Source organism: Collimonas sp. OK307 (genome assembly GCF_900113705.1).
Lineage (GTDB): Bacteria > Pseudomonadota > Gammaproteobacteria > Burkholderiales > Burkholderiaceae_D > Collimonas.
This window is the reverse complement of the sequence record NZ_FOQI01000025.1, coordinates 31187-51671: the sequence shown is the minus strand read 5'-3', so window position 1 is coordinate 51671 and position 20485 is coordinate 31187. Positions and strand designations below refer to the sequence as shown.

Below are 20485 nucleotides of genomic sequence, written 5' to 3'. Positions count from 1 at the left end.
TTTGGACATTCATACCCAACCGGGTTCACTCACCCTAGTGAACCCGGTATAAAAAACTACTTCTTCTAGATTGCGTTGTGCGTTGCTCCACCTGGAGAACGAACAGCGGTTACAAGTTATGCCTGATGACCATAGCGATTTGGTACCACCCCTTCCCATCCCGAACAGGACCGTGAAACGAATTTGCGCCGATGATAGTGCTGCAACCAGTGTGAAAGTAGGTCATCGTCAGGCTTTTATTAAAAAACCCTCTGAGCTTATCCTCAGAGGGTTTTTGCTTTGCGCGAGCGCTTTGTACAACACCTGAAAAGCCGCGAAATACGATGTCGATATACACATCCTCGTCGAGTGAATTCCGCATGGGCATTCGTGCCAACCCTACAAAGCTCTCCAAATAATCTCCATCAATGCGAATGCGGCCTGAGTCCTCCGGGAATATCGCGACTATCCAATCCGCCGGCCTCCAGCCAGCGACGGGTTTCCGCCGCCGCCCGGTCTATCAGCACGCCGCACTGGCTATAGTCGTACGGCGAGACGTCCAGCGGACATAGCGGAGCAACCACAGCTATCGCAGCATGCGATGCCCAACGTTCCAGATCAGATACCAATTGACGTGCCACCAGCAAATTGAGCGCACTCATGGCGTGCTCGAGCGCGCCTTTCGGTTGTCGTCGCTCGGCGCAGGTGAAACCGGTAGCGAGCACGATGACACGTGTTGCCCCAAGCCGTATTGCACTGGAGATAGGCGTATTGTTGGCGACACCACCGTCAATCAGCATATTCCCGTTTAGAGGAACCGGCGGAAAGACACCCGGAATAGCCGTGCTTGCCAGTACCGCATCGACAGCCGACCCGGACGAAATAACAATTTCATTGCCGGTTTTCATCTCGGTGGCAACCACATGAACCGGAAGATCGGCATCTTCCAATGTGCGATTACCGAAATGTTCATAAAGAAGGCTTCGCAACTTAGCCGGATTGACCAGATGCGTGCCACGGGCTGCTCCAAGAACCGAACGAATCGACCATGGCAAGATCTGTTGGCGGCGGACGCCGCGCCATAGGAATTCCAGGCGCATGGCGCCAGCGGTATGCGGTTGATAGGCAAAAAACACACTATTGATAGCACCGGCAGAGGCGCCGACCAGGAAATCGGGGCGCACACCTGACGCGATCAATTCTCGCAACATGCCGGCTTCAATTGCACCGAGACTTCCACCACCAGCGAATACAAACGCGGTCTTTCCCATAGTGGCAACCTGTGAACAGCCATAGGCGGTACATGGCGATGTGTATAGCGTACTCCAGCGAGCATCGGCGCGCCAGCTATCAAAGGAGAGACGATTCAGAGTTCCTGGATTCAGATAAAATTGCCGGATCAATCAAACGCACATTCTGAAGGCACACATGTCCGCATCGAACCAACCGCTCGTCACGCTGGTCCAGGCAGTTGAATCGGATTTCGAAGAGCTGGTTGCCTTGCGCATAGCCGCCATGCGCGAGAGCCTTGAACGCATCGGCCGTTTTGATCCGGTTCGGGCGAGAGAGCGGTTCCGCTCCAGTTTTTCAGCGCCACATACGCGACACGTGATAGTGAATGAGCTGAAAGTCGGCTTTGTCGTAGTCAAACCAGTTCCAGGTCAACTGCTGCTGGATCACCTCTATATGCGTCCCGGTAATCAAGGGCAGGGGATTGGGGCAGCGGTGCTCACGCAAATCTTCAAGGAAGCCGATGGCCAGTCGATGCCACTGCGCGTAGGCGCCCTGAGGGGAAGCGATTCCAATCGTTTCTACCAGCGCAATGGCTTTGAATTTCTCGCAGAAGAGGAATGGGACATTTATTACCTCCGCCCGGCACGCTAGACTTACTTCACTGTGGCGTCAGCGCAATGTCAATTTCAGCGCCGGCTTTTCGCCATAGTCCTCGTAGCGTTCATTGATCGCGGTAACGCAAAATTCCAATTCTTCGATGATTTCAGCGGCTTGCTGGCGCAGTTTTTCGCTGTGCAATACCTCAATTTCCAACACCTCGTTTTCCTTCAACCGGAACTTGCTCATGCCATCTTCATCGCGCAAATAGCTGAGACAATCGATCCAGGCATTCATGTTGCGTCCATAGAACTCGGGAAAACCGAATACCTCCGCGCATTCGGTATGAAAACTATCCCAACCGGTAATGATTTCGCCGTTCAGGCGGGCGCTTGGCATAATGTTTTCTCCTGCTTATAGTTAATATCGTTCAAGATCGTGAGCCGAATTTATCACATCTGCACTTATCGTATAGTTTTACAATATCCACATCTTCAGGATCAAGCCAGTTATCGCACATACCGCAATAACGTGAATCACATTCCTCTTGAAGCGGAACAGGGCGATAGCGGCGGCCAATGCGATCAATGCCGATATCCAGTCAAACGTGCCGCCCAAGCCCTGCGGCCAGAGCACGTGATAACCGAAGAACACTGCCAGATTCAAAATTACGCCCACCACGGCGGCAGTAATCGCAGTGAGCGGAGCGGTGAATTTCAGGTCACGGTGGGTAGCTTCGATCATAGGGCCGCCAGCGAGGATAAACAGGAACGATGGCAAGAAGGTGAACCAGGTCACCAGCGCAGCCGCAGTGGCGCCGGCAAGAAACAGACTGTCCGGCCCGAATATGGCTTTAACATAACCACCCACAAAGCCGACGAAGGCCACCACCATGATCAGCGGTCCGGGGGTGGTCTCACCAAGCGCCAGGCCGTCGATCATTTGCGTCGGCGTCAACCAGCCGTAGTGTTCGATAGCGCCTTGATACACATACGGAAGAACCGCATAAGCGCCGCCGAAAGTCAGCATGGCGGCCTTGGTGAAGAACCAGCCCATCTGCGTCAAGGTAGCATGCCAGCCATAGAACGCCGTCAGCATGCCCATCGGAATCAGCCACAACAGGCCGCCGATGGCGACTATGCGCAGCAGGCTGCGCCAGCGGAATTGCGCATGTTTCGGCGTCGGTGTGTCGTCGTCTATCAGCGCCGGGCCAAACGACTGATCAGCGTTGCCATGCGCGCCTCCCGTCTTGAAACGATCGGGCGCGATGCGGCCGCCGATGTAGCCGATCAGGGCCGCAGTGGCGATGATGGCGGGGAACGGCAGGTTCAAAGCGAAGATGGCGACGAACGATGCGGCGGCAATCGCCCATAGCGTATTGTTCTTGAGCGCACGCGAGCCGATCCGGTGTGCCGCTTGCAGCACGATGGCGGTAACTGCCGGTTTGATGCCATAGAACAGGCCGGCAACCAGCGGTAAATTGCCAAACGCGATATACATCCATGACAAGGCGACCAGAATCAGCAGCGACGGCAATACGAATAAGGCGCCGGCCGCGATGCCGCCCCGTGAACGGTGCATCAGCCAACCTATGTAAGTGGCGAGCTGTTGCGCTTCCGGGCCGGGCAGAACCATGCAGTAGTTGAGCGCATGCAGAAACCGCCGCTCCGAAATCCAGCGCCGATTCTCAACCAACTCCTGGTGCATGATGGAAATCTGTCCGGCAGGTCCGCCGAAACTGATAAAGCCCAGCTTCAGCCAAAACATGAATGCTTCGCGAAAGCTGACCGGAGACGGCGGGGATTCAGCATGTTCCGTCGATGACATCTCAGATTGATTCATTGCCTGGCTTTGTAAGTATCGGTAGAGGGTTGCGGCAGTCGTCGTGACGCCAACCGCACACGAGCTTGATGTGCCTGATATGCAAGCTTATGCCACAAAACCTGCAAAAGAAAAAGGGACTCCGATTGTGGAGTCCCTTTTCAAATCCTGTGCAACCCGGCCCAGCAGTCTTACTCGATAGCGCTATGCAATACGCTGTCGGGCAATGGCGCCTTGAACCAGCGCTGGGCATTGACATTGAGCATGCCGTTTTGCTTGATACGGCTCAGCATGGCGTTGATCTTAGCGAGCAACGCAGGTTCGTTTTTATTCACGCCGATAAAGCAGGGCGAGTCCTTCAGCACGATTTTCAGCTGGCTGGTTTCTACCTGCTCTTTGCTAAAGGCGGAAATCAGGACATTACCTGCGGCCAGCAATGTAGATTCACCCTGTAAGAAGGATTTGACTGCCTCCGGTTCGGTGGCGAAGCGTTTGATATTGGCCGATGCCGGCGCAATCTTGCTCAATTCGCCGTCTTCGATCGAGCCTTTAAGTACGGCGATGCTCTTGCCAGACAATCCCGCAGCATTTTTGACCTCGACATTCGGCGCGCCAAAGATACCCAGATAAAACGGCGCGTAAGCTTGCGAAAAATCGATCTGCTTCTGGCGCTCCGCATTTTTACCCAAGCTGGAAATGACCAAGTCGACATGATGGTTCAATAGTGCGGGGATGCGCTCGCCGCTGTCCAGAGGCACCATATCCAGCTTGACGCCCAGTTCCAGCGATATCATCCTGGCAATCGATACATCAAATCCTTCCAGTGCCTTGTATTGATTTGTGGAGCCGAACGGCGGCGTATCTTTAGGCACGGCGACGCGAATCGCGCGCCGGTTTTGCACATCATCCAGTGCATCGGCACGGCTTTCCCGGGCCGGCAACAGGGTGCCAGCCAAGGCAACGGAATAGACAAGAATGCATGCAAACACACCGGCGTAACGCTTCACAAGAAGACTCCCAGAATTAATTGAACGAACCTATATCTATTTTTAGCGACTGGCGACGCAACGGCAGCGCCCGCCAGGAAAAGGATTCTATGTCCGCGTGGAAAGTTTGTATACGGAATAATCGGAAATTGTGTCGTGCTGCAGTTTTGGTGTTTCTTTCTTGCGAATACCAAGGCGATCTATATACGTTACGATATCCGAATCGATATTGACGCCACCTCCCGTTTCGTTACACTTCATGAAACGGAAGCGATCCTTGCTGCACCTTGCCACGTCATCCATGCCTACCGACATCGCCTCTCTGCTTTTCGCCCTCACCGTCAGCATGCTGACGATGGCGATCGCATTACCTGCCGTGATGGGGAAGGTCAATGTGGCGGCACGCCGGGCGCAGCTCGGCATCTTTCTGCAGGCGACAGGGTGGGTGCTGTTGCTGCTGTCCGGGCTGGTCGAGGCCGGTTCATGGACGGACCGTTCACTGTCCACACTGTCGATGGCAGGCATCGCCGGCGGCCTGGCGCTCAACGCTACCGCATTCGACCTGTGGTGCGGCCGCAAGGGACATGCTCGTGCGCCGACCATCATTGCCATCGTACTGACCCTCGGTTACGGGATTGGATTCTCAAGTTATGCGTTCCGGGTGGGCTGGGCCAACGGCCTGCTCGCGCTCCAGATGGCTTTGGTGGCGGCGACGCTGTGGCGCGCACCGCTGGTGCCTGTGGGCAGATGGCGCTGGTTACTGATCGTCGCCCTGATTGCCCAGCTTGTGGTGACGGCGTGGCGCGGCGTGCTGGGCGCTTTTTATACCGAGCAGTTTCCGGCATTCCTCACTCCGCACCCGGTGAATATTGCGTTCGCTCTGGTCGCCAATGCCACTGCCGTGCTGTCCCTGACAGGGATCCTGCTGGCGCACCGCGACGAGGCGGCGCGTGCGCTTGAGCGTTTGGCGACAGTTGATGGCCTGACGGGCGTGCTCAACCGGCGCGCATGGCTGGTGCAATCCAACGTCGAACTGGAAAACAGCGTGCGATACGACCAGCCGCTTGCCGTGTTGATGCTGGACCTCGACCATTTTAAACAGATCAACGACAGCCGCGGACACGACGCCGGTGATCGCGCACTGCAGTTTTTCGCCCGGGCGCTCCAGGCGGCAGTGCGCATCGGCGATATCGTCGGCCGGTACGGCGGGGAAGAATTCGTCGTGCTGTTGAATTATGCCAATCACTCAGCCGCGAAGACATTCGACCAGCGTATGCGCGCTTACCTGGCTGAAGCGACGGTGCGTGAACTCGGCCATGAGCTGAGCTATAGCGCCGGCATCGCCATACGCAGATCCGACGACGATACGCTCGAAGCTATGCTGCGACGTGCCGACGTGGCGCTATACAGCGCTAAGGTCGAAGGCCGGTCACGGACATTCGATGCGCAGGATTTGCAGCTATTGCATGCCGAAACAGCCGGATAAATTTTTGAATCCCGCTGCAAAAAATTGCGGCAGGAGCATTCCTCTAAAAAAGTTCCCTTAAATCCGCAAATATTTACAACAATTTTCGCAATCTGCGGCATCCTTATGCCGGGATGGGATTTTGATAGATATTGGAAGCAAAATGACAACAACCAATCTGGTATCGGAAACAGCGGTGGAGGCGCGTCGACCTTCAGCGTTAGCGGCGTCGTAGGCCGCGCTTGAGGATTTTAGGATCTCGTATCCTAAGGAAATTGCGAACGTGTTGCGCAGGTTCGTGCGTCAGATGGAGTTCCTGAATGTCACGTTTGGGAGGCATGGCGAACGTATCGTCACACGGATCCCGGCGGTAGACGAACGCGCTGGAACCTTTCTTTACGATTACGGCGCCAGCGAAGCAGAAAACCTGCGGTTGCAGGAATCGGAAGAAAATCTGTTTTCAGGCATGCAATCGGGTGTGCATATCCAGTTCGTTTGCGGTCGGGCGCAGCCGCACATGCATGAAGGTTTGCCAGCGTTCAAATCACAGCTTCCCAAAAATCTGTACCGCATACAGCGACGCGAACATTTTCGTGTCGAAACTCCCATCGCTAATCCCTATATCTGCACCGCCACCTTGCCCGACAAGCGACGGATAAGTTTCGATATTGTCGATCTGTCGCTGACCGGTATCCGGTTACGCTCCACCGATGCCAGCACCGGCGAACTTGCTATCGGGATGACCTTGAGCGATGCGACGTTCGATTATCGTGATCTCGGCGTGATGCAATCAGAGCTGAGAATTACCTTCGTTCACAATAGCCAAACTTTCAACGATCCGATATATCACTTCGGTTGCCGTTTCTTGACGTTGCCGAAAGCGAAGGAAGCAAGCTTGCAGCGTCTGGTTACCTTTTTGGAGCTAAGTCGAAACCGGCGTTAATCCGTCAACATGCGTCCGTAAAACAGCCTGGCTGACGCCTGCCTGCAGTCCGGTCGGAGCCTCGGCCAGAATTTCGGTCGACCTTCCGGCAGATGGCGACAAAATTGGGGGGAGGGGATCATTCCATCTACCAGCTGGTTTCGCGTTCAGCGGTCGAAGATATTTTGTGGATCGAAAGATCGGCGCCTTCGAACTCTTGTTCAGCGTCGAGCCGGATGCCGATGAATTTTTTCAGCAAGCCGTAAACGATCCAGCCGCCGGCGCTGGCGATGGCTATACCCAGTAACGTGCCGCACAGCTGCGACATGAAAGACACCCCGCCCAGGCCGCCCATCGCCTTGAGCCCGAAAATGCCGGCCGCCAGTCCGCCCCAGACCCCGCATAAACCATGGAGCGGCCATACGCCGAGGACGTCATCGATTTTCCATTTGTTTTGTGTCAGCGTGAACATCCAGACAAAGATGGCGCCGGCTGCGCCACCGGTGAATAGCGCCCCCAGCGGGTGCATCAAATCGGACCCGGCGCAGATGGCCACCAGGCCCGCCAGTGGACCGTTGTAGATAAAACCTGGATCATTCTTGCCGAGAAGCAGAGCTACCAAGGTGCCGCCCGCCATGGCCATCAGCGAGTTGAGCGCCACCAGGCCATTCATCTTGTCCAGCGTTTGTGCGCTCATGACGTTGAAGCCGAACCAGCCGACCGTCAAGATCCAGGCGCCTAGCGCCAGGAACGGGATATTTGATGGCGGATGCGCGGCCACCGCACCATCCTTGGTGTAGCGGCCACGCCGCGCGCCTAGCAGCAGCACCGCGGGCAGCGCAATCCAGCCGCCCATGGCGTGCACCACGATCGAACCGGCGAAGTCGTGAAACTCGGCGCCGAAGGTGGATTGCAGCCAAGCCTGGAAGCCGAAATGATGGTTCCAGGCGATACCTTCGAACAGGGGATAAACCAGGCCGACCAACACCGCGGTGGCTAGCAGCTGCGGGTAAAATTTCGCACGTTCGGCAATGCCGCCCGAAATGATGGCTGGAATGGCGGCGGCAAAGGTGAGTAAAAAGAAAAATTTGACCAGTTCGAAACCGCTTCTGGCGGCAAGTTGTTCGGCGCCGCGAAAAAAATCGACGCCATAAGCGACGGTGTAACCGACGAAAAAATAAACGATAGTCGAAACCGCAAAGTCAGCCAGGATTTTCACCAGCGCATTGACCTGATTTTTCCTGCGCACCGTGCCTAATTCCAAAAAGGCAAAACCGGCATGCATTGCCAAAATCATGATAGCGCCTAGCAAGATGAACAAGGCATCGGCACCGTTTTTATGATCGTCCAAGAAAAATCTCCCAATAGTTGTGCAAAAAAATTCGCGTGCGCTGTGCGCAAGCAAAAATCATTCCATTTTGGTGAGATTTTTAAGTGATTGTATTTAAAGGGAAGTATCCGCTGAAAATTTGATTTGTCAGTGTATTGCACACTAATTGTGCGGCGCGCATGCAATTTCATGGTGCATGCGTGACTCTCGCCGCGCTGCTTCAAATCAATACCAATAACAAAGGCCACCCTATGGGCGACCTTTGTTATTGGTGGTGGAGGCGGCGGGAATCTCCCGGGTTTTCGCTTGCAAGCGAAAACCGCTCAGACAGCAGCAAGCATGCTTGCCGAAACCCTGTCTTCGCCCCGCGTCCGTACCGGACGCGGATTCGATCTCCGGAGCGTCAACACCAATAAAAAAGGCCACCCTATGGGTGACCTTTGTTATTGGTGGTGGAGGCGGCGGGAATCGAACCCGCGTCCGCAAGCCCTCTACAGACAGTTCTACATACTTAGTGCTGTCATTTGATTTAACCCAGCCGACGCGGACGCACACGCTTCGTTCAGGCGAGTCACCTAAATTTAACTTTTAACCAAGTAACCCGGCCAAAAGCGATTCCCTGTAAATGACTCTACTGCTGTTTTACCAGCCCACCCCAGGGACGAGATGGTGTAGAGCTAACCGGTTATTAAGCGGCTAGTGCGTACGAGTTATCGTTTGCAGTTAGATCTATTCCGATTGTATTTACGAGGTAGTCGGTCCTCGGTATGCCCTGCGCTGCTTTGTAACCCACGTCGAAACCAGGTCGCCCCCAAGCAGACTACTATTGTAGCGTACTTGGGGTCTTCGTGTCAGAACCTTGCCTGTACTGAAACTAAGGCCTGTTAACCTTATTTCAACGCAAAGTCGACCCGATTCGGCTGTCCCTTGTCTTTGATGTCGTCGGCAGTCAATTTGGGCGCTATCAGGAAGATCCGTTCGAGCGGGATCTGGCCCTTGGTTTCCAGATATTTACGGACTGCTTCGGCACGTCGGGTTGCCAGTGCACTCAAGGCGTCCTGGGTCACCGGAGTATTGGCGACGATCAGTTTTTCCATATCCGCGGTTGGCAGCGATTTTGCCAGGCCGATGACGTTGCGGGGTTTGTCGAATTTTGTGGAGCCATACACTTTGCCCATGTACTTTTCCTTGTCGGCATCGGTCAGGGTCACATCGTCTGAATCGGCATTGTCGCTTTGGTCGACCGAATCCTTGCGCTTCAGTGCATCCAGCTTGCGGTTAAGCATTTGCTGGCGGACGCCGTCGGTATCGGTTTTCGGATCGACCCGGCCGGTCAGGTCCAGCTTCAGCGCCGGACGGTCAATCAGCGCCTTGGCGATGGTGTCGAGCTTGGTTTGCGTGGCTGCGGTGAGAGTGGCTGAACCAGGGGCGAATTCAGCGTAACCGAGTTCGTCGCCGCCGCTGCCGCCGAAGGCTGAACTGATCAATGCGAATGGCGACGTGACGGCTTTGACGATCAGGTTGATGAAAATGCGGACGATGATGCCGCCGATCGAAAACTCCGGATCCGACAAGGTGCCGGAGATCGGCAGGTTGATGTTGATCTGGCCGTTACGGTCTTTCAGCAACGCTACCGCCAGCAATACCGGCAGCTTGGTCGCGGTCGGGCTGTCGATCTTGTTGCCGAAAGTCAGCTGGTCGATACGCACACTGTTTTGGGCGATCAGCTTGTCGTTTTCGATGTGATAGCTGACATCCATCGACAATTTACCCTTTTCGATGGCGTAGCCGGCGTACTTGGCGGCATACGGTGTCAGGCGTGGCAGTTCGACGCCGTTGGCGCTGGCCTTGATGTCGAGGAACATCGGCTTGAACAAGGGATTCAGCGAACCGGAAATGGCGACTGGCGCATCGTTATCGATCTTGCCGTTCAAGTCGATCGGCGCCGGCTGCGGCTTGTCGGAAGCGATCGCGCCGACGGTACCGTTCATGCCAGTCATGTTGGCGGTGTAGTTCGGCTTGACGAAGTTGTCGGTGTAGTTGATGTTACCGCCCTTGATGACGACCTGGCCGACTCTGATCACCGGTGCATTGGCCTTGGGCGCGGCAGGCGCGATCGGCGCCACCGTGGTGCTGCCTTCGGAAGTGGTTTTTGTGACCTTCTGCGGTGCCGGGCTGCCTGCCTCGGCCGATGTCAGCGAAGGCACAGGTGCGCCTTCCGGCGCGTTCTTCGACACCACGATATCTTGCAGGTTGAGTTTGGCTTTGTCGGACAAGATGATACGCGCGTAGAAATCGTTTAGCGCGACTTTTGCCAACGTCACGTGTTGTTGCCGGGCACCGCCGATATTGGCGTCGATGCCGCTGACGTCGAGCAGTTTCCATTTCAGGAAATCCACCGAATTGTCTTTATCCAGCACGCGGAAATTCGCCAGGCGCAGGTTGCCGTTATAACTGGTAACGAGTTCCTGGCGGCCGCTAGGCAGCGTCAGCGCCAACTTGCCCTTGCTGCTGGCCAGGCCCGATGTCAGGACTACATTCAGGTAATCGGTGAAATAGGGTTGCAGTGCAGCGACCGGCAGATTTTGCGCATCGATGTCGAGCGCGACGGATTTCATTTGCGCCGCGACGCTACCGTCAACCGATAATTTTCCGGTTTTATTGAGCTGCGTGCGCAGCGCAACCTTGATCGGTTTATCGAGCTTGCTGGAGATATTTTCGGCGCTCAGGTTGAGACCGTCGGCGCGCAACTTGACCGCTGGTTTTACCGAGTCGTCCTGATAAGCAAGGCTGCTGTCGCTGACGGCAAACTGGCTCAGGGTTGCGACCCAGTCCGACCCGGCTTTTTGGGGCGATGTTTTGGCGGCCGCCTTGTTTGCGCCACCGGTGTTGGCGACAAATTGCTGCAGATTGAGTTTGCCGCGTGCGTCCCTGCGCACGTCACCCTGTATGCCTGTCAGGCGTAATGCTTCGGCATTGAAGGTGTGCGCTTCGGTATCTACGCTGGCGTTTTCCAAACTGATCTTCTTGGCGCCGATGCTGCCGCCTGCGCTGGTTTTCGCCGCCACTTTGAGGTCGTCGACATCGATACCCAGCTGATGCAACCGGATGCGGCTACCATCTACCGAGAGCAGGGTATTGAGTGACAATTGACCGGACAGCACCGCTGCCAGGGAGCGATTGACGTAGGGTTGGTACTGCGCGAGGGACAAGGCATTGATGCTGGCCTTGCCGGCGACGATACCTTTGGCGGGAGTGATCTGGCCGATGAACTGGATGTGCTGTTCATTTTCGGTGCCACTGGACAGCGTCACGGTTGCAGGTTTTGCATCAGCTGCCAGCGATAGCCCGGTCGCATTCAACGCTACATTCTTGACCTGCAGGTTCAGCGCAGGCGAAGCATTGGCGGCATCCAGCCAATTGACCGTGCCATCATGAATAGCGAACTTGCCCAGGGTGATTTGCGGTGGCGGGCCTGCCTTCTTTACCGGCGCATCCTTGACGATTTCCTGTTTCGCCGCCGGCGTGCTCAGGGCGGCCCAGTTCAGGCTGCCATTGGCATTCAGGTTAACCCACACCTCCGGTTGCCGGATCTCGATCTGATCGAGTGCGGCGCTGCCGGTGAGGACATTGAGCTTATTCATCTGAATGTCGATCGCCTGCGCCTTGAGCAGCGGCGCTGCATTCTTGTCGGCCAATGCGACGTCGGCCAGTTTGATCGCTCCCGATAGCAATACTTCAGGCTTGTCTTTGCTGCGTGAGAACGACAGGTCGAGCTTGGTCGACAGCTTGGTGCTCTGGATGGCCAGCGGCAGCGCCACCGGAGAAAACGCTACGAAGCTGGCGACATCCAGCTGGTCGATATCGATCGCCAGCGCGGTTTCCAGGCTGCCGGCGAAGGGTTTGCTGCGTCCTTTCAAATCGAACGGCGTGCCATTGATTTTCGCAGAGACGTGCGGCTGCACGAAAGTGTCGACCTTGCTGGGGAAGTTCGACACATAAGGCAGGCCGATGTTGAGCGCTTCGATATCGACCAGTTTATTGGTCACCTTGTCGTCGAACTTGATGCTGCCATTTTCGAGCTGAATGTTGGATACTGAAAACAGGGTAGGCTTGTCGCTCTTCGGCATCGCCAGAATACGGTCGATGACGTCGGAGAAATTGTAGCGGCCGATGCCGTCGGCGCTGGTGCGCACGATATGCAGGTTGGGATTGACCAGCCTGGCTTCGTTCAGCACCGGCGCCAGTCGAAACAGCGAGGCTGACGAGGCGTTGATCAGCAGTGTTTTTGCGGAGAATGCCGCGGTGGTTTTGTCTGGTTCATAGAGCGTGAAATCGGATGCAGTCAGCGTCAGGGTGAACGGATTGAAGGCGATCTTGCCGACCGTTGCCTTGCGGCCGATCTGGGCTTCAATTTGCTGTTCGACCAGGTGTTTGGCGACAGGCGGCACTGCCAGCCAGCTGATCAGTGCCAATACCAGCAAGACGATAACAGTTATGCCGGTCCAGCGCATGGCGCGCGGCAGCCAGGAAGGACGGGGGAGATTTGCCATTTTTATTCCTTTGGGCAAGGATGTCCACAATATACCGCCAGACAGACTTGCCCGCTAATTTATTCAATTCTTTGAGTCGACTAGTGGCAGGAAGCCGTTCAATCGATCAATCGTCAATGTTCGATCATGCACAAGCGGGTGCGCTGATTCCGTACAGGGGAGTCAGTGCTGCGGTAGCAGGGCCAGTAATTGCAGTGGCGTATCGATCAGGGCGTCGGCTTCCCAGGTGTCCGGCGCGCTCTCTCCGCTATAGCCCCAGGCGACCGCCACGGTAGCCATGCCGGCCGCACGGCCGGCTTGGATATCGCGCAGATCGTCGCCGACATACCAGCATTCCTGCGGCTGTAAATTGAGGCGTCGCGCGGCCTCCAGCAGCGGCTCCGGATGGGGTTTGGAGTGGGCGGTGGTATCGCCGGAAATGACGCAATCGGCATCTGCCAGGCCGATCTGTGCAACCAGGGGATCTGTAAATTTGGCGGCCTTGTTGGTAACCACTCCCCAACCGAGATTGCGCTGGCGCAGATCGTCGAGCAGTGCCGGTATGCCGTCGAACAGGGTACTGTCGACCGCTAGCGCGGCGGCGTAATGATCCAGGAACCCGATCCGTAACTCTTCATAGTCGGGATCGCCCGGTTTCAGGCCAAAGGCGGCGCCTATCATGCCGCGTGCACCGGCGGAGGTGTGTGGCCGCAGTTGTTCGTAGGGCGTGCTGCTCAAACCGCGATCGTTGCGCAGCCGGTTAAGCGCTGCTGCCAGGTCCGGGGCGGTGTCGGCGAGCGTACCGTCAAGATCGAACAGAATGGCGCGCGGCATTGGCAAGGGCATGGTGATTCCTAAAGTACGAAAAATAGACTAACGAGCAGGCTAACAAGCAAGCAGGTGGGCAGGCAGTGCGACGCCTGCCAAGGCAAAACGGCTAGTCGGGCCGGGTGCAAGCCATCAGATAGTTGACGCTGGTATCCTGGTTGAGCGAATAGATCAGGGTGAGCGGGTTATAGCTCATGCCGCGCATCACATCGACCGTCAGCCCGGCGTTTCGAGCGAATTGCGCCAGTTCGGCCGGCGTGATGAACTTGTCGTAGTCATGCGTGCCTTTGGGCAGCATGCGCAACAGGTATTCGGCTGCCAGGACCGCCTGCAGATATGCCTTCAGGTTGCGGTTCAGGGTCGAGAAAAACACGTGGCCGCCAGGTTTCACCAATGTGGCGCAGGCGCGCACGATGGAAGCCGGATCCGGTACGTGCTCCAGCATTTCCATGCATGTCACGACATCGAACTGCCCGGCTTCACGGCTAGCCATTTCTTCGGCGGCGATTTTTTCATAACGGACTTCGATACCCGACTCCAGGCTATGCAGATCGGCAACCTTCAAGGCTTTGTCGGACAAGTCGATGCCGGTAACGACCGCGCCTTTCCTGGCCATCGATTCAGCCAGGATGCCGCCGCCGCAGCCGATATCGAGCACTTTCTTGCCGGCAAGCGGTGTGCGTGAGTTGATCCACTCCAGGCGCAAGGGATTGATTTCATGCAGAGGGCGAAATTCGGATTCAGGGTCCCACCACCGGTGAGCCAGGTCGCTGAATTTCTTGAGTTCTGACGGGTCTGCGTTCATAGGTTGAATCATAGCTGGAAAGTACGGTTTTGCGGTTTGTTGTCTGATTAAAAACCATCGCTAAAAGTTTCCACGTGAACTTTGCCACCTGACCTTCAGCTGATCTTTTATGCGAAAAAAAACCCCGCCAAGGCGGGGTTCTGATCGAGTCTGAATCGATTACTTGGTACTTGTACCAACAACTTCGATTTCAACGCGACGGTTTTTAGCGCGGCCAGCAGCGGTCTTGTTATCAGCGACCGGTTGCGACTTGCCTTTACCTTCAGTGTAGACGCGGTTAGCTTCGACACCCTTGTGTACCAGGTATGCCTTAACAGCTTCAGCGCGGCGAACCGACAATTTTTGGTTGTAAGCAACTGAACCGACGGAGTCAGTGTGACCAACAGCGATGATGACTTCCAGGTTGATTGCGCCCAGTTTCGATGTCAGATCATCCAGTTTTGCTTTGCCTTCTGGCTTCAGGACAGCTTTGTCGAAGTCAAAGAATGCGTCAGCAGCAAAAGTAACCTTTTGCGAAACTGGTGCTGGTGGTGGAACCACGACAGGAGCAGGAGCAGGTGCAGGAGGAGGAGCCGCTTGAGCGATTTCACCGTCGCAACCTGGAACCGAATCAGCTGGTGTCCAGTAGCCAGTGTGCCAGCACAGACCGTACGGGTCACGTGCGATTACACCGCGTGCATCTTGCACGTAAGCACTGTTAGGAGTGTTTGCCTGGATATCTTTGATTTCCTGCGCAGAGGCAGAGAGTGCGACGACTGCGGACGCAGCGAAGACGAGTTTTGCTAATTTATTCATGTTTCTCCTCTCGGTTGAGATATCCGCAGATTAACTGCGCAACTAATATACGACATCAAAAATTGGATAGTACCACGTGGTTCAGGCCGTTACGTGTGGGTTTGACCACACGCAATGAACTTGACCACCATTCTGCCACAGGCTTCAAGCGCTAGCGAAGGATGCCAAATGATCCAGCCTACGTTTCGCCTGCTTCGTTGTTTTCATACAACATAACAATATGAAAACAGTACCACGGGCAACATCTTACATCGGCGCAAGAAAACTATCTATTTTATTTTAATTCGGTTGTACTTTTATTACGACTCTGCGATTTGGGCTCAGGCAATTAATCAGTTTCTGCCCACTCAAATTATTGCTGCATTGCAATATTGGATCGGATGCGCCGGCGCCGACGATCTGCATCTTATTAGTGACACCTTTGCTTTTCAAATAAGTGGCGACATTGGTGGCGCGCTGCGCTGACAGTTTCTGGTTGTATTTGGCGGTGCCAAGGCGATCGGTATGGCCGGTAACTAATATCAGGCTCGCACTGCTGCAACTCGGCAATTTAGTAATCATCTCGTCAATGCGTTGCTTCGCAGCATTGGTCAATGTTGCTTTCCCAAAACGGAAGTTCTGGTCGCTCGCCAGCGTCACGCTGATATCGCATTGCGCGCTCACAGTTGCCGGGGCGACGTCCTTGTTGGCAATCATCGGGTCGGCAACCAGTGCCGGCGCGCTGGGTTTCATTACCGGCGATACCAGGGCGCCATCGCAGCCGGTGACCGCATCGTCCTGCTCCCAGTAACCGGAGCGCCAGCACAAGCCATCCTGGCTGCGAACGATCGGACCGCTTCCATCTTGCAAATAAGCACTTTTTGCAGGGGCGGCCTGAACCACGGTGGTTTGGGCTAAGCCAGGATTGGACACAGAGCCGAGGGCCGAGCCTAACAATAGGCAGAGCGCAATTGAAGAACGCATAAATTGTTTCCTGAGAGAAATAACAATGGCGAGATTGTTTTTAAGATCGCCGGATTGTCGGGCAAGGCGGCATTTAAACATATTTTTTCCGGTCGGCAGGTTTTCGGCCGGTACTGCCTTGCCTGAAAAGCCAGAATAGCCTCTCTCGCGTGCTAAAATCATGCGGTTATACCTTCGTTTCAAGCCGCGTTTCGCCACCAGTTGGCAGATCGGTTGCGAACGCTGGTTCTATCTCTGGTTCTACATTGATCAACCCAAGTAAAGATTGGCCGACTCGCTAAATGGATCAATTCGCTAAAGAAACAATCCCGATTTCCCTCGAAGAAGAAATGCGCAAGAGCTATCTCGATTACGCGATGAGCGTGATCGTTGGCCGTGCATTGCCGGACGTGCGTGACGGCCTCAAGCCGGTGCATCGCCGGGTCTTGTTCGCGATGCATGAAATGAACAACGTCTGGAATCGCCCGTTCGTGAAATGCGCGCGCGTGGTCGGTGAGACCATGGGTAAATATCACCCGCATGGCGACGCTTCGATTTATGACACGCTGGTGCGCATGGCGCAGCCGTTTTCGCTGCGCTACATGCTGGTCGACGGCCAGGGTAACTTCGGTTCGATCGACGGCGACGGCGCCGCGGCGATGCGTTACACCGAGTGCCGCCTGGACAAGATCGCCGGTGAATTGCTGGCCGACCTGGACAAGGAAACCGTCGATTTCGTGCCGAACTACGACGGCAAGGAAAAAGAGCCGTCGGTGCTGCCGACGCGTATTCCTAACCTGCTGATCAATGGTTCGTCCGGGATCGCGGTTGGTATGGCGACCAACATTCCGCCGCACAACCTGACCGAAGTGATCGACGGCGCATTGCACGTTTTGCGCAATGCCGATTGCACGATCGACGAGCTGATCGAAATCATCCCGGCGCCGGATTTCCCGACCGCCGGCATCATCTACGGTGTGTCCGGCGTGCGCGATGGTTATCGCACCGGCCGCGGCCGCGTGGTGATGCGGGCCAAGACCCACTTCGAAGAATTCGGCCGTGAAGGCCGCACCGCGATCATCATCGATGAGTTGCCGTACCAGGTAAACAAGAAGGCGTTGTTGGAGCGTATCGCCGAACTGGTGCGCGACAAGAAGCTGGAAGGCATTTCCGATCTGCGTGACGAGTCGGATAAATCCGGCATGCGCGTAGTAATCGAACTCAAGCGCGGCGAAGTAGCTGAAGTGGTGCTGAATAATCTGTACAAGCAAACGCAGCTGCAAGATACCTTCGGCATGAACATGGTGGCGTTGGTGGACGGTCAGCCGAAACTGCTGAACCTGAAGCAGATGCTGGAATGTTTCCTGTCGCACCGCCGCGAAGTGGTTACACGGCGTACCGTGTTCGAACTGCGCAAGGCGCGCGAACGCGGCCACGTGCTGGAAGGCCTGGCGGTAGCGCTGGCCAATATCGACGATTTCATCGCTCTCATCAAAGCCGCGCCGACCCCGCCGGTAGCGAAATCCGAGCTGATGGCGCGTGCTTGGGATTCTTCCATGGTACGTGAAATGCTGGCCCGTACCGGCGATGAAAACATCGGCGGCATCGAGTCTTTCCGTCCGGAAAATCTACCCAAGCATTACGGCATCCAAACTGACGGCATGTACCGTCTGTCGGACGACCAGGCGCAGGAAATCCTGCAAATGCGCTTGCAACGCCTGACCGGTCTGGAACAAGACAAGATCGTCAACGAATACAAAGACGTGATGGCGCAGATCGCCGACTTGCTGGATATCCTGGCCAAGCCGGAACGCGTCACCATCATCATCACTGATGAAATGACCGCGGCCAAAAACGAATACGGCATCGGCAACAAGGATGAGCGTCGTTCGCAGATCGAATTGAATCCTACCGATCTCGGCACTGAAGATCTGATCACGCCGCAAGACATGGTGGTGACGTTGTCGCATACCGGTTACATGAAATCGCAACCGGTCTCCGAATACCGCGCACAAAAACGCGGCGGCCGCGGCAAGCAAGCCATGGCCACCAAGGATGACGACTGGATCGACCAGCTGTTTGTCGGCAATACCCACGATTACATTTTGTGCTTCAGTAATCGCGGCCGTTTGTACTGGCTGAAAATATGGGAAGTGCCGCAAGGTTCGCGCAACTCGCGCGGCAAGCCAATCGTCAACATGTTCCCGTTGCAGGATGGCGAGAAGATTACCGTGGTGTTGCCATTGTCCGGCGATAACCGCACCTTCCCTGAAGACCGTTATGTCTTCATGTCGACCAGCCTTGGCACCGTCAAGAAGACGCCATTGTCGGACTTCAGCAATCCACGTAAGGCCGGCATTATCGCGGTCGATCTGGATGAAGGCGATTTCCTGATTGGCGCCGCGCTGACCGATGGCCAGCATGACGTGATGCTGTTCTCGGACTCCGGCAAGGCAGTGCGCTTTGACGAAAACGATGTGCGCCCGATGGGCCGTACCGCACGCGGTGTGCGCGGTATGAATCTGGAAGAAGGCCAACAAGTCATCGCTTTGCTGGTCGCGGAAAACGAACAGCAATCGGTATTGACTGCCACCGAAAACGGCTTCGGCAAACGTACCCCGATCACCGAGTACACCCGCCATGGCCGTGGCACCAAGGGCATGATTGCAATCCAGACCAGCGAACGTAACGGCAAGGTAGTTGCCGCTACCTTGGTTGAGCCTAGCGACGAAATCATCCTGATCACTACCGGCGGCATCTTGATTCGCACCCGCGTTGCAGAGATCCGTGAAATGGGTCGTGCGACCCAGGGCGTGACGCTGATCGCGGTGGAAGACGGTAACAAGCTGAGTGGTTTGCAGCGTGTGGTCGAGTCTGATGCCGAGGTTGAGGCTGCTGAGGCTGAAGCCGGTACCGATGCTGGCAGCGATGCCGAAGCAGGCGGCGCGGCGGATCCCGCGGCAGAGTAAAAAGAGTACCGCGACTCAGCCCGCAGGCTGAGTCGCGTAGGTTTTACGCAAGTAAGTTTGCGTCAGTAAGTTGTAGCAACACGGTAACGCCATCTGTTGGTTCGTAATCATTCTCGGTTCTGGTTCTTTATCTGACGACATTCATCATGCCTATCTATAATTTTTCTGCTGGTCCCGCCGTGTTACCGAAAGAGGTGTTGCAGCAAGCTGCCGCCGAAATGCTAGATTGGGAGGGCAGTGGCATGTCCGTGATGGAAATGAGTCATCGCGGCAAAGAATTCATGTCGATCCTGGCGGCAGCGCAGCACGATTTCCGCGAGTTGTTTGCGGTTCCGGCCAATTACAAACTGCTGTTCATGCAAGGCGGCGCGATTGCCGAAAACGCGATTATTCCGCTTAACCTGTTGGGTCGCGACGGGCGATCCCAGCCGGCCACCAGCGACTACATCAATACCGGTTCCTGGTCGACCAAGTCGCTGAAAGAGGCGCGGCGCTATGGCAACGTCAATGTTGCCGCATCTTCCGAGGACAGCCATTTCGCCCAGATTCCTGAGCGCGACAGCTGGCAGCTGTCCAAAGATCCGGCCTACGTCCATATCTGCACCAATGAAACCATTGACGGCGTTGAATATCAATTCACGCCCGACATCGCAGCAGAAACCAACAACGCGCCACTGGTTGCCGACATGTCTTCACATATCCTGTCGCGCGTGGTCGATGTCTCCAAATACGGCGTGATCTACGGTGGCGCGCAAAAGAATATCGGCCCGGCCGGATTGACCTTGGTGCTGGTGCGCGAAGATTTGCTTGGCCATGCGTTGCCGGCCTGTCCTTCCGCATTCAACTGGAAAACCGTGTCCGACAACGATTCCATGTACAACACGCCGCCAACCTATGCGATTTATATTGCCGGCCTGGTGTTCCAGTGGCTCAAGAAGCAGGGCGGCGTCGCCGCGATGGAGCAGCGCAATATCGCCAAGGCGGCGCTGTTGTACGACTATCTGGATTCCACCGATTTCTACCGGACCAAAATCGCCAGCAACAGCCGCTCGCGCATGAACGTACCTTTCTTCCTCGCAGATGAAACGCAGAATGAGGCTTTCCTGAGCGGCGCCAAAGAAAACGGCTTGCTGCAATTGAAGGGGCATAAGTCGGTCGGCGGCATGCGTGCATCGATCTACAACGCGATGCCGTTGGCCGGCGTGCAAGCCTTGGTGGCGTACATGAAAGAATTCGAAAAGCAGCGCGGCTAGCCAGGTCCGGCATTGGTCCGGACTGCTG

Annotated in this window: 15 protein-coding genes, 1 rRNA gene and 1 other RNA gene; 6 read left to right on the top strand and 11 right to left on the bottom strand. The window is 55.7% G+C overall.

Features of this window, described 5'->3' with window-relative positions:
* The first annotated feature begins 121 nt into the window (after positions 1–121).
* A 5S ribosomal RNA gene (gene rrf, locus BM205_RS22680) occupies positions 122–234 on the top strand.
* Between the two features lie 170 nt (positions 235–404).
* Here rrf and BM205_RS22675 read toward each other — a convergent pair.
* On the bottom strand, positions 405–1250 hold the full coding sequence (locus BM205_RS22675) for a patatin-like phospholipase family protein (protein ID WP_092417130.1): 846 nt from the start codon (positions 1248–1250) through the stop codon (positions 405–407).
* Between the two features lie 157 nt (positions 1251–1407).
* Here BM205_RS22675 and BM205_RS22670 point away from each other — a divergent pair, with 157 nt between their 5' ends.
* Entirely contained in the window at positions 1408–1863 is a 456-nt protein-coding gene (locus BM205_RS22670) for a GNAT family N-acetyltransferase (RefSeq protein ID WP_092417129.1), read from the top strand.
* Positions 1864–1881: 18 nt separating this feature from the next.
* Here BM205_RS22670 and BM205_RS22665 read toward each other — a convergent pair whose 3' ends face one another.
* The 3 genes from BM205_RS22665 to BM205_RS22655 all read right to left on the bottom strand — a co-directional run bounded on the left by BM205_RS22665 (position 1882) and on the right by BM205_RS22655 (position 4637).
* Positions 1882–2208, bottom strand: a complete 327-nt coding sequence (locus BM205_RS22665) for a barstar family protein (protein ID WP_092417128.1) — start codon at positions 2206–2208, stop codon at positions 1882–1884.
* A gap of 78 nt (positions 2209–2286) precedes the next feature.
* A complete protein-coding gene (gene chrA / locus BM205_RS22660) occupies positions 2287–3651 on the bottom strand; it encodes a chromate efflux transporter (RefSeq protein ID WP_092417127.1) in 1365 nt (454 codons plus the stop codon).
* A gap of 170 nt (positions 3652–3821) precedes the next feature.
* Positions 3822–4637 (bottom strand): transporter substrate-binding domain-containing protein, encoded by an 816-nt coding sequence (locus BM205_RS22655; RefSeq protein ID WP_092417126.1) that lies wholly within the window; start codon positions 4635–4637, stop codon positions 3822–3824.
* Positions 4638–4875: 238 nt separating this feature from the next.
* On the opposite strand from BM205_RS22655, the gene BM205_RS22645 reads away from it, so the two are divergent.
* Together BM205_RS22645 and BM205_RS22640 are read left to right on the top strand one after the other, a co-directional pair.
* Positions 4876–6102, top strand: a complete 1227-nt coding sequence (locus BM205_RS22645; RefSeq protein WP_254784015.1) for a GGDEF domain-containing protein — start codon at positions 4876–4878, stop codon at positions 6100–6102.
* 235 nt (positions 6103–6337) lie between these two features.
* A complete protein-coding gene (locus BM205_RS22640) occupies positions 6338–7024 on the top strand; it encodes a flagellar brake protein (RefSeq protein WP_256381771.1) in 687 nt (228 codons plus the stop codon).
* Between the two features lie 127 nt (positions 7025–7151).
* On the opposite strand, the gene BM205_RS22635 is transcribed toward BM205_RS22640, so the two are convergent.
* The 7 genes from BM205_RS22635 to BM205_RS22605 form a co-directional block, all read right to left on the bottom strand.
* Positions 7152–8354, bottom strand: coding sequence for an ammonium transporter (locus tag BM205_RS22635; RefSeq protein WP_092417122.1), 1203 nt, complete (start codon positions 8352–8354; stop codon positions 7152–7154).
* A gap of 429 nt (positions 8355–8783) precedes the next feature.
* Positions 8784–9146, bottom strand: a transfer-messenger RNA (tmRNA) gene (gene ssrA, locus BM205_RS22630).
* 77 nt (positions 9147–9223) lie between these two features.
* Positions 9224–12886 carry a DUF748 domain-containing protein gene (locus BM205_RS22625; RefSeq protein WP_092417121.1) on the bottom strand — a complete coding sequence of 1221 codons (3663 nt, stop codon included), beginning with the start codon at positions 12884–12886 and terminating at the stop codon, positions 9224–9226.
* 162 nt (positions 12887–13048) lie between these two features.
* Positions 13049–13711, bottom strand: a complete 663-nt coding sequence (locus tag BM205_RS22620) for an HAD family hydrolase (protein ID WP_092417120.1) — start codon at positions 13709–13711, stop codon at positions 13049–13051.
* A gap of 91 nt (positions 13712–13802) precedes the next feature.
* Entirely contained in the window at positions 13803–14498 is a 696-nt protein-coding gene (gene ubiG, locus BM205_RS22615) for a bifunctional 2-polyprenyl-6-hydroxyphenol methylase/3-demethylubiquinol 3-O-methyltransferase UbiG (protein WP_092417119.1), read from the bottom strand.
* Positions 14499–14657: 159 nt separating this feature from the next.
* Entirely contained in the window at positions 14658–15293 is a 636-nt protein-coding gene (ompA, locus tag BM205_RS22610) for an outer membrane protein OmpA (RefSeq protein WP_092417118.1), read from the bottom strand.
* Between the two features lie 279 nt (positions 15294–15572).
* Positions 15573–16454, bottom strand: a complete 882-nt coding sequence (locus BM205_RS22605) for an OmpA family protein (protein ID WP_139227367.1) — start codon at positions 16452–16454, stop codon at positions 15573–15575.
* A gap of 83 nt (positions 16455–16537) precedes the next feature.
* Between BM205_RS22605 and gyrA the strand changes: the two genes are divergently transcribed.
* Positions 16538–19204 carry a DNA gyrase subunit A gene (gyrA, locus tag BM205_RS22600; protein WP_092417116.1) on the top strand — a complete coding sequence of 889 codons (2667 nt, stop codon included), beginning with the start codon at positions 16538–16540 and terminating at the stop codon, positions 19202–19204.
* Positions 19205–19350: 146 nt separating this feature from the next.
* Positions 19351–20457: a 3-phosphoserine/phosphohydroxythreonine transaminase gene (gene serC, locus BM205_RS22595; RefSeq protein ID WP_092417115.1), complete on the top strand. Its 1107-nt coding sequence runs from the start codon at positions 19351–19353 to the stop codon at positions 20455–20457.
* The last annotated feature ends 28 nt before the right edge of the window (positions 20458–20485 follow it).

Coding starts and splice junctions, on each gene's coding strand:
- BM205_RS22675 (WP_092417130.1), bottom strand. CDS start 1,250: ATGGGAAAGACCGCGTTTGTATTCGCTGGTGGTGGAAGTCTCGGTGCA.
- BM205_RS22670 (WP_092417129.1), top strand. CDS start 1,408: ATGTCCGCATCGAACCAACCGCTCGTCACGCTGGTCCAGGCAGTTGAA.
- BM205_RS22665 (WP_092417128.1), bottom strand. CDS start 2,208: ATGCCAAGCGCCCGCCTGAACGGCGAAATCATTACCGGTTGGGATAGT.
- chrA (WP_092417127.1), bottom strand. CDS start 3,651: ATGAATCAATCTGAGATGTCATCGACGGAACATGCTGAATCCCCGCCG.
- BM205_RS22645 (WP_254784015.1), top strand. CDS start 4,876: ATGAAACGGAAGCGATCCTTGCTGCACCTTGCCACGTCATCCATGCCT.
- BM205_RS22625 (WP_092417121.1), bottom strand. CDS start 12,886: ATGGCAAATCTCCCCCGTCCTTCCTGGCTGCCGCGCGCCATGCGCTGG.
- BM205_RS22620 (WP_092417120.1), bottom strand. CDS start 13,711: ATGCCCTTGCCAATGCCGCGCGCCATTCTGTTCGATCTTGACGGTACG.
- ubiG (WP_092417119.1), bottom strand. CDS start 14,498: ATGAACGCAGACCCGTCAGAACTCAAGAAATTCAGCGACCTGGCTCAC.
- ompA (WP_092417118.1), bottom strand. CDS start 15,293: ATGAATAAATTAGCAAAACTCGTCTTCGCTGCGTCCGCAGTCGTCGCA.
- gyrA (WP_092417116.1), top strand. CDS start 16,538: ATGGATCAATTCGCTAAAGAAACAATCCCGATTTCCCTCGAAGAAGAA.
- serC (WP_092417115.1), top strand. CDS start 19,351: ATGCCTATCTATAATTTTTCTGCTGGTCCCGCCGTGTTACCGAAAGAG.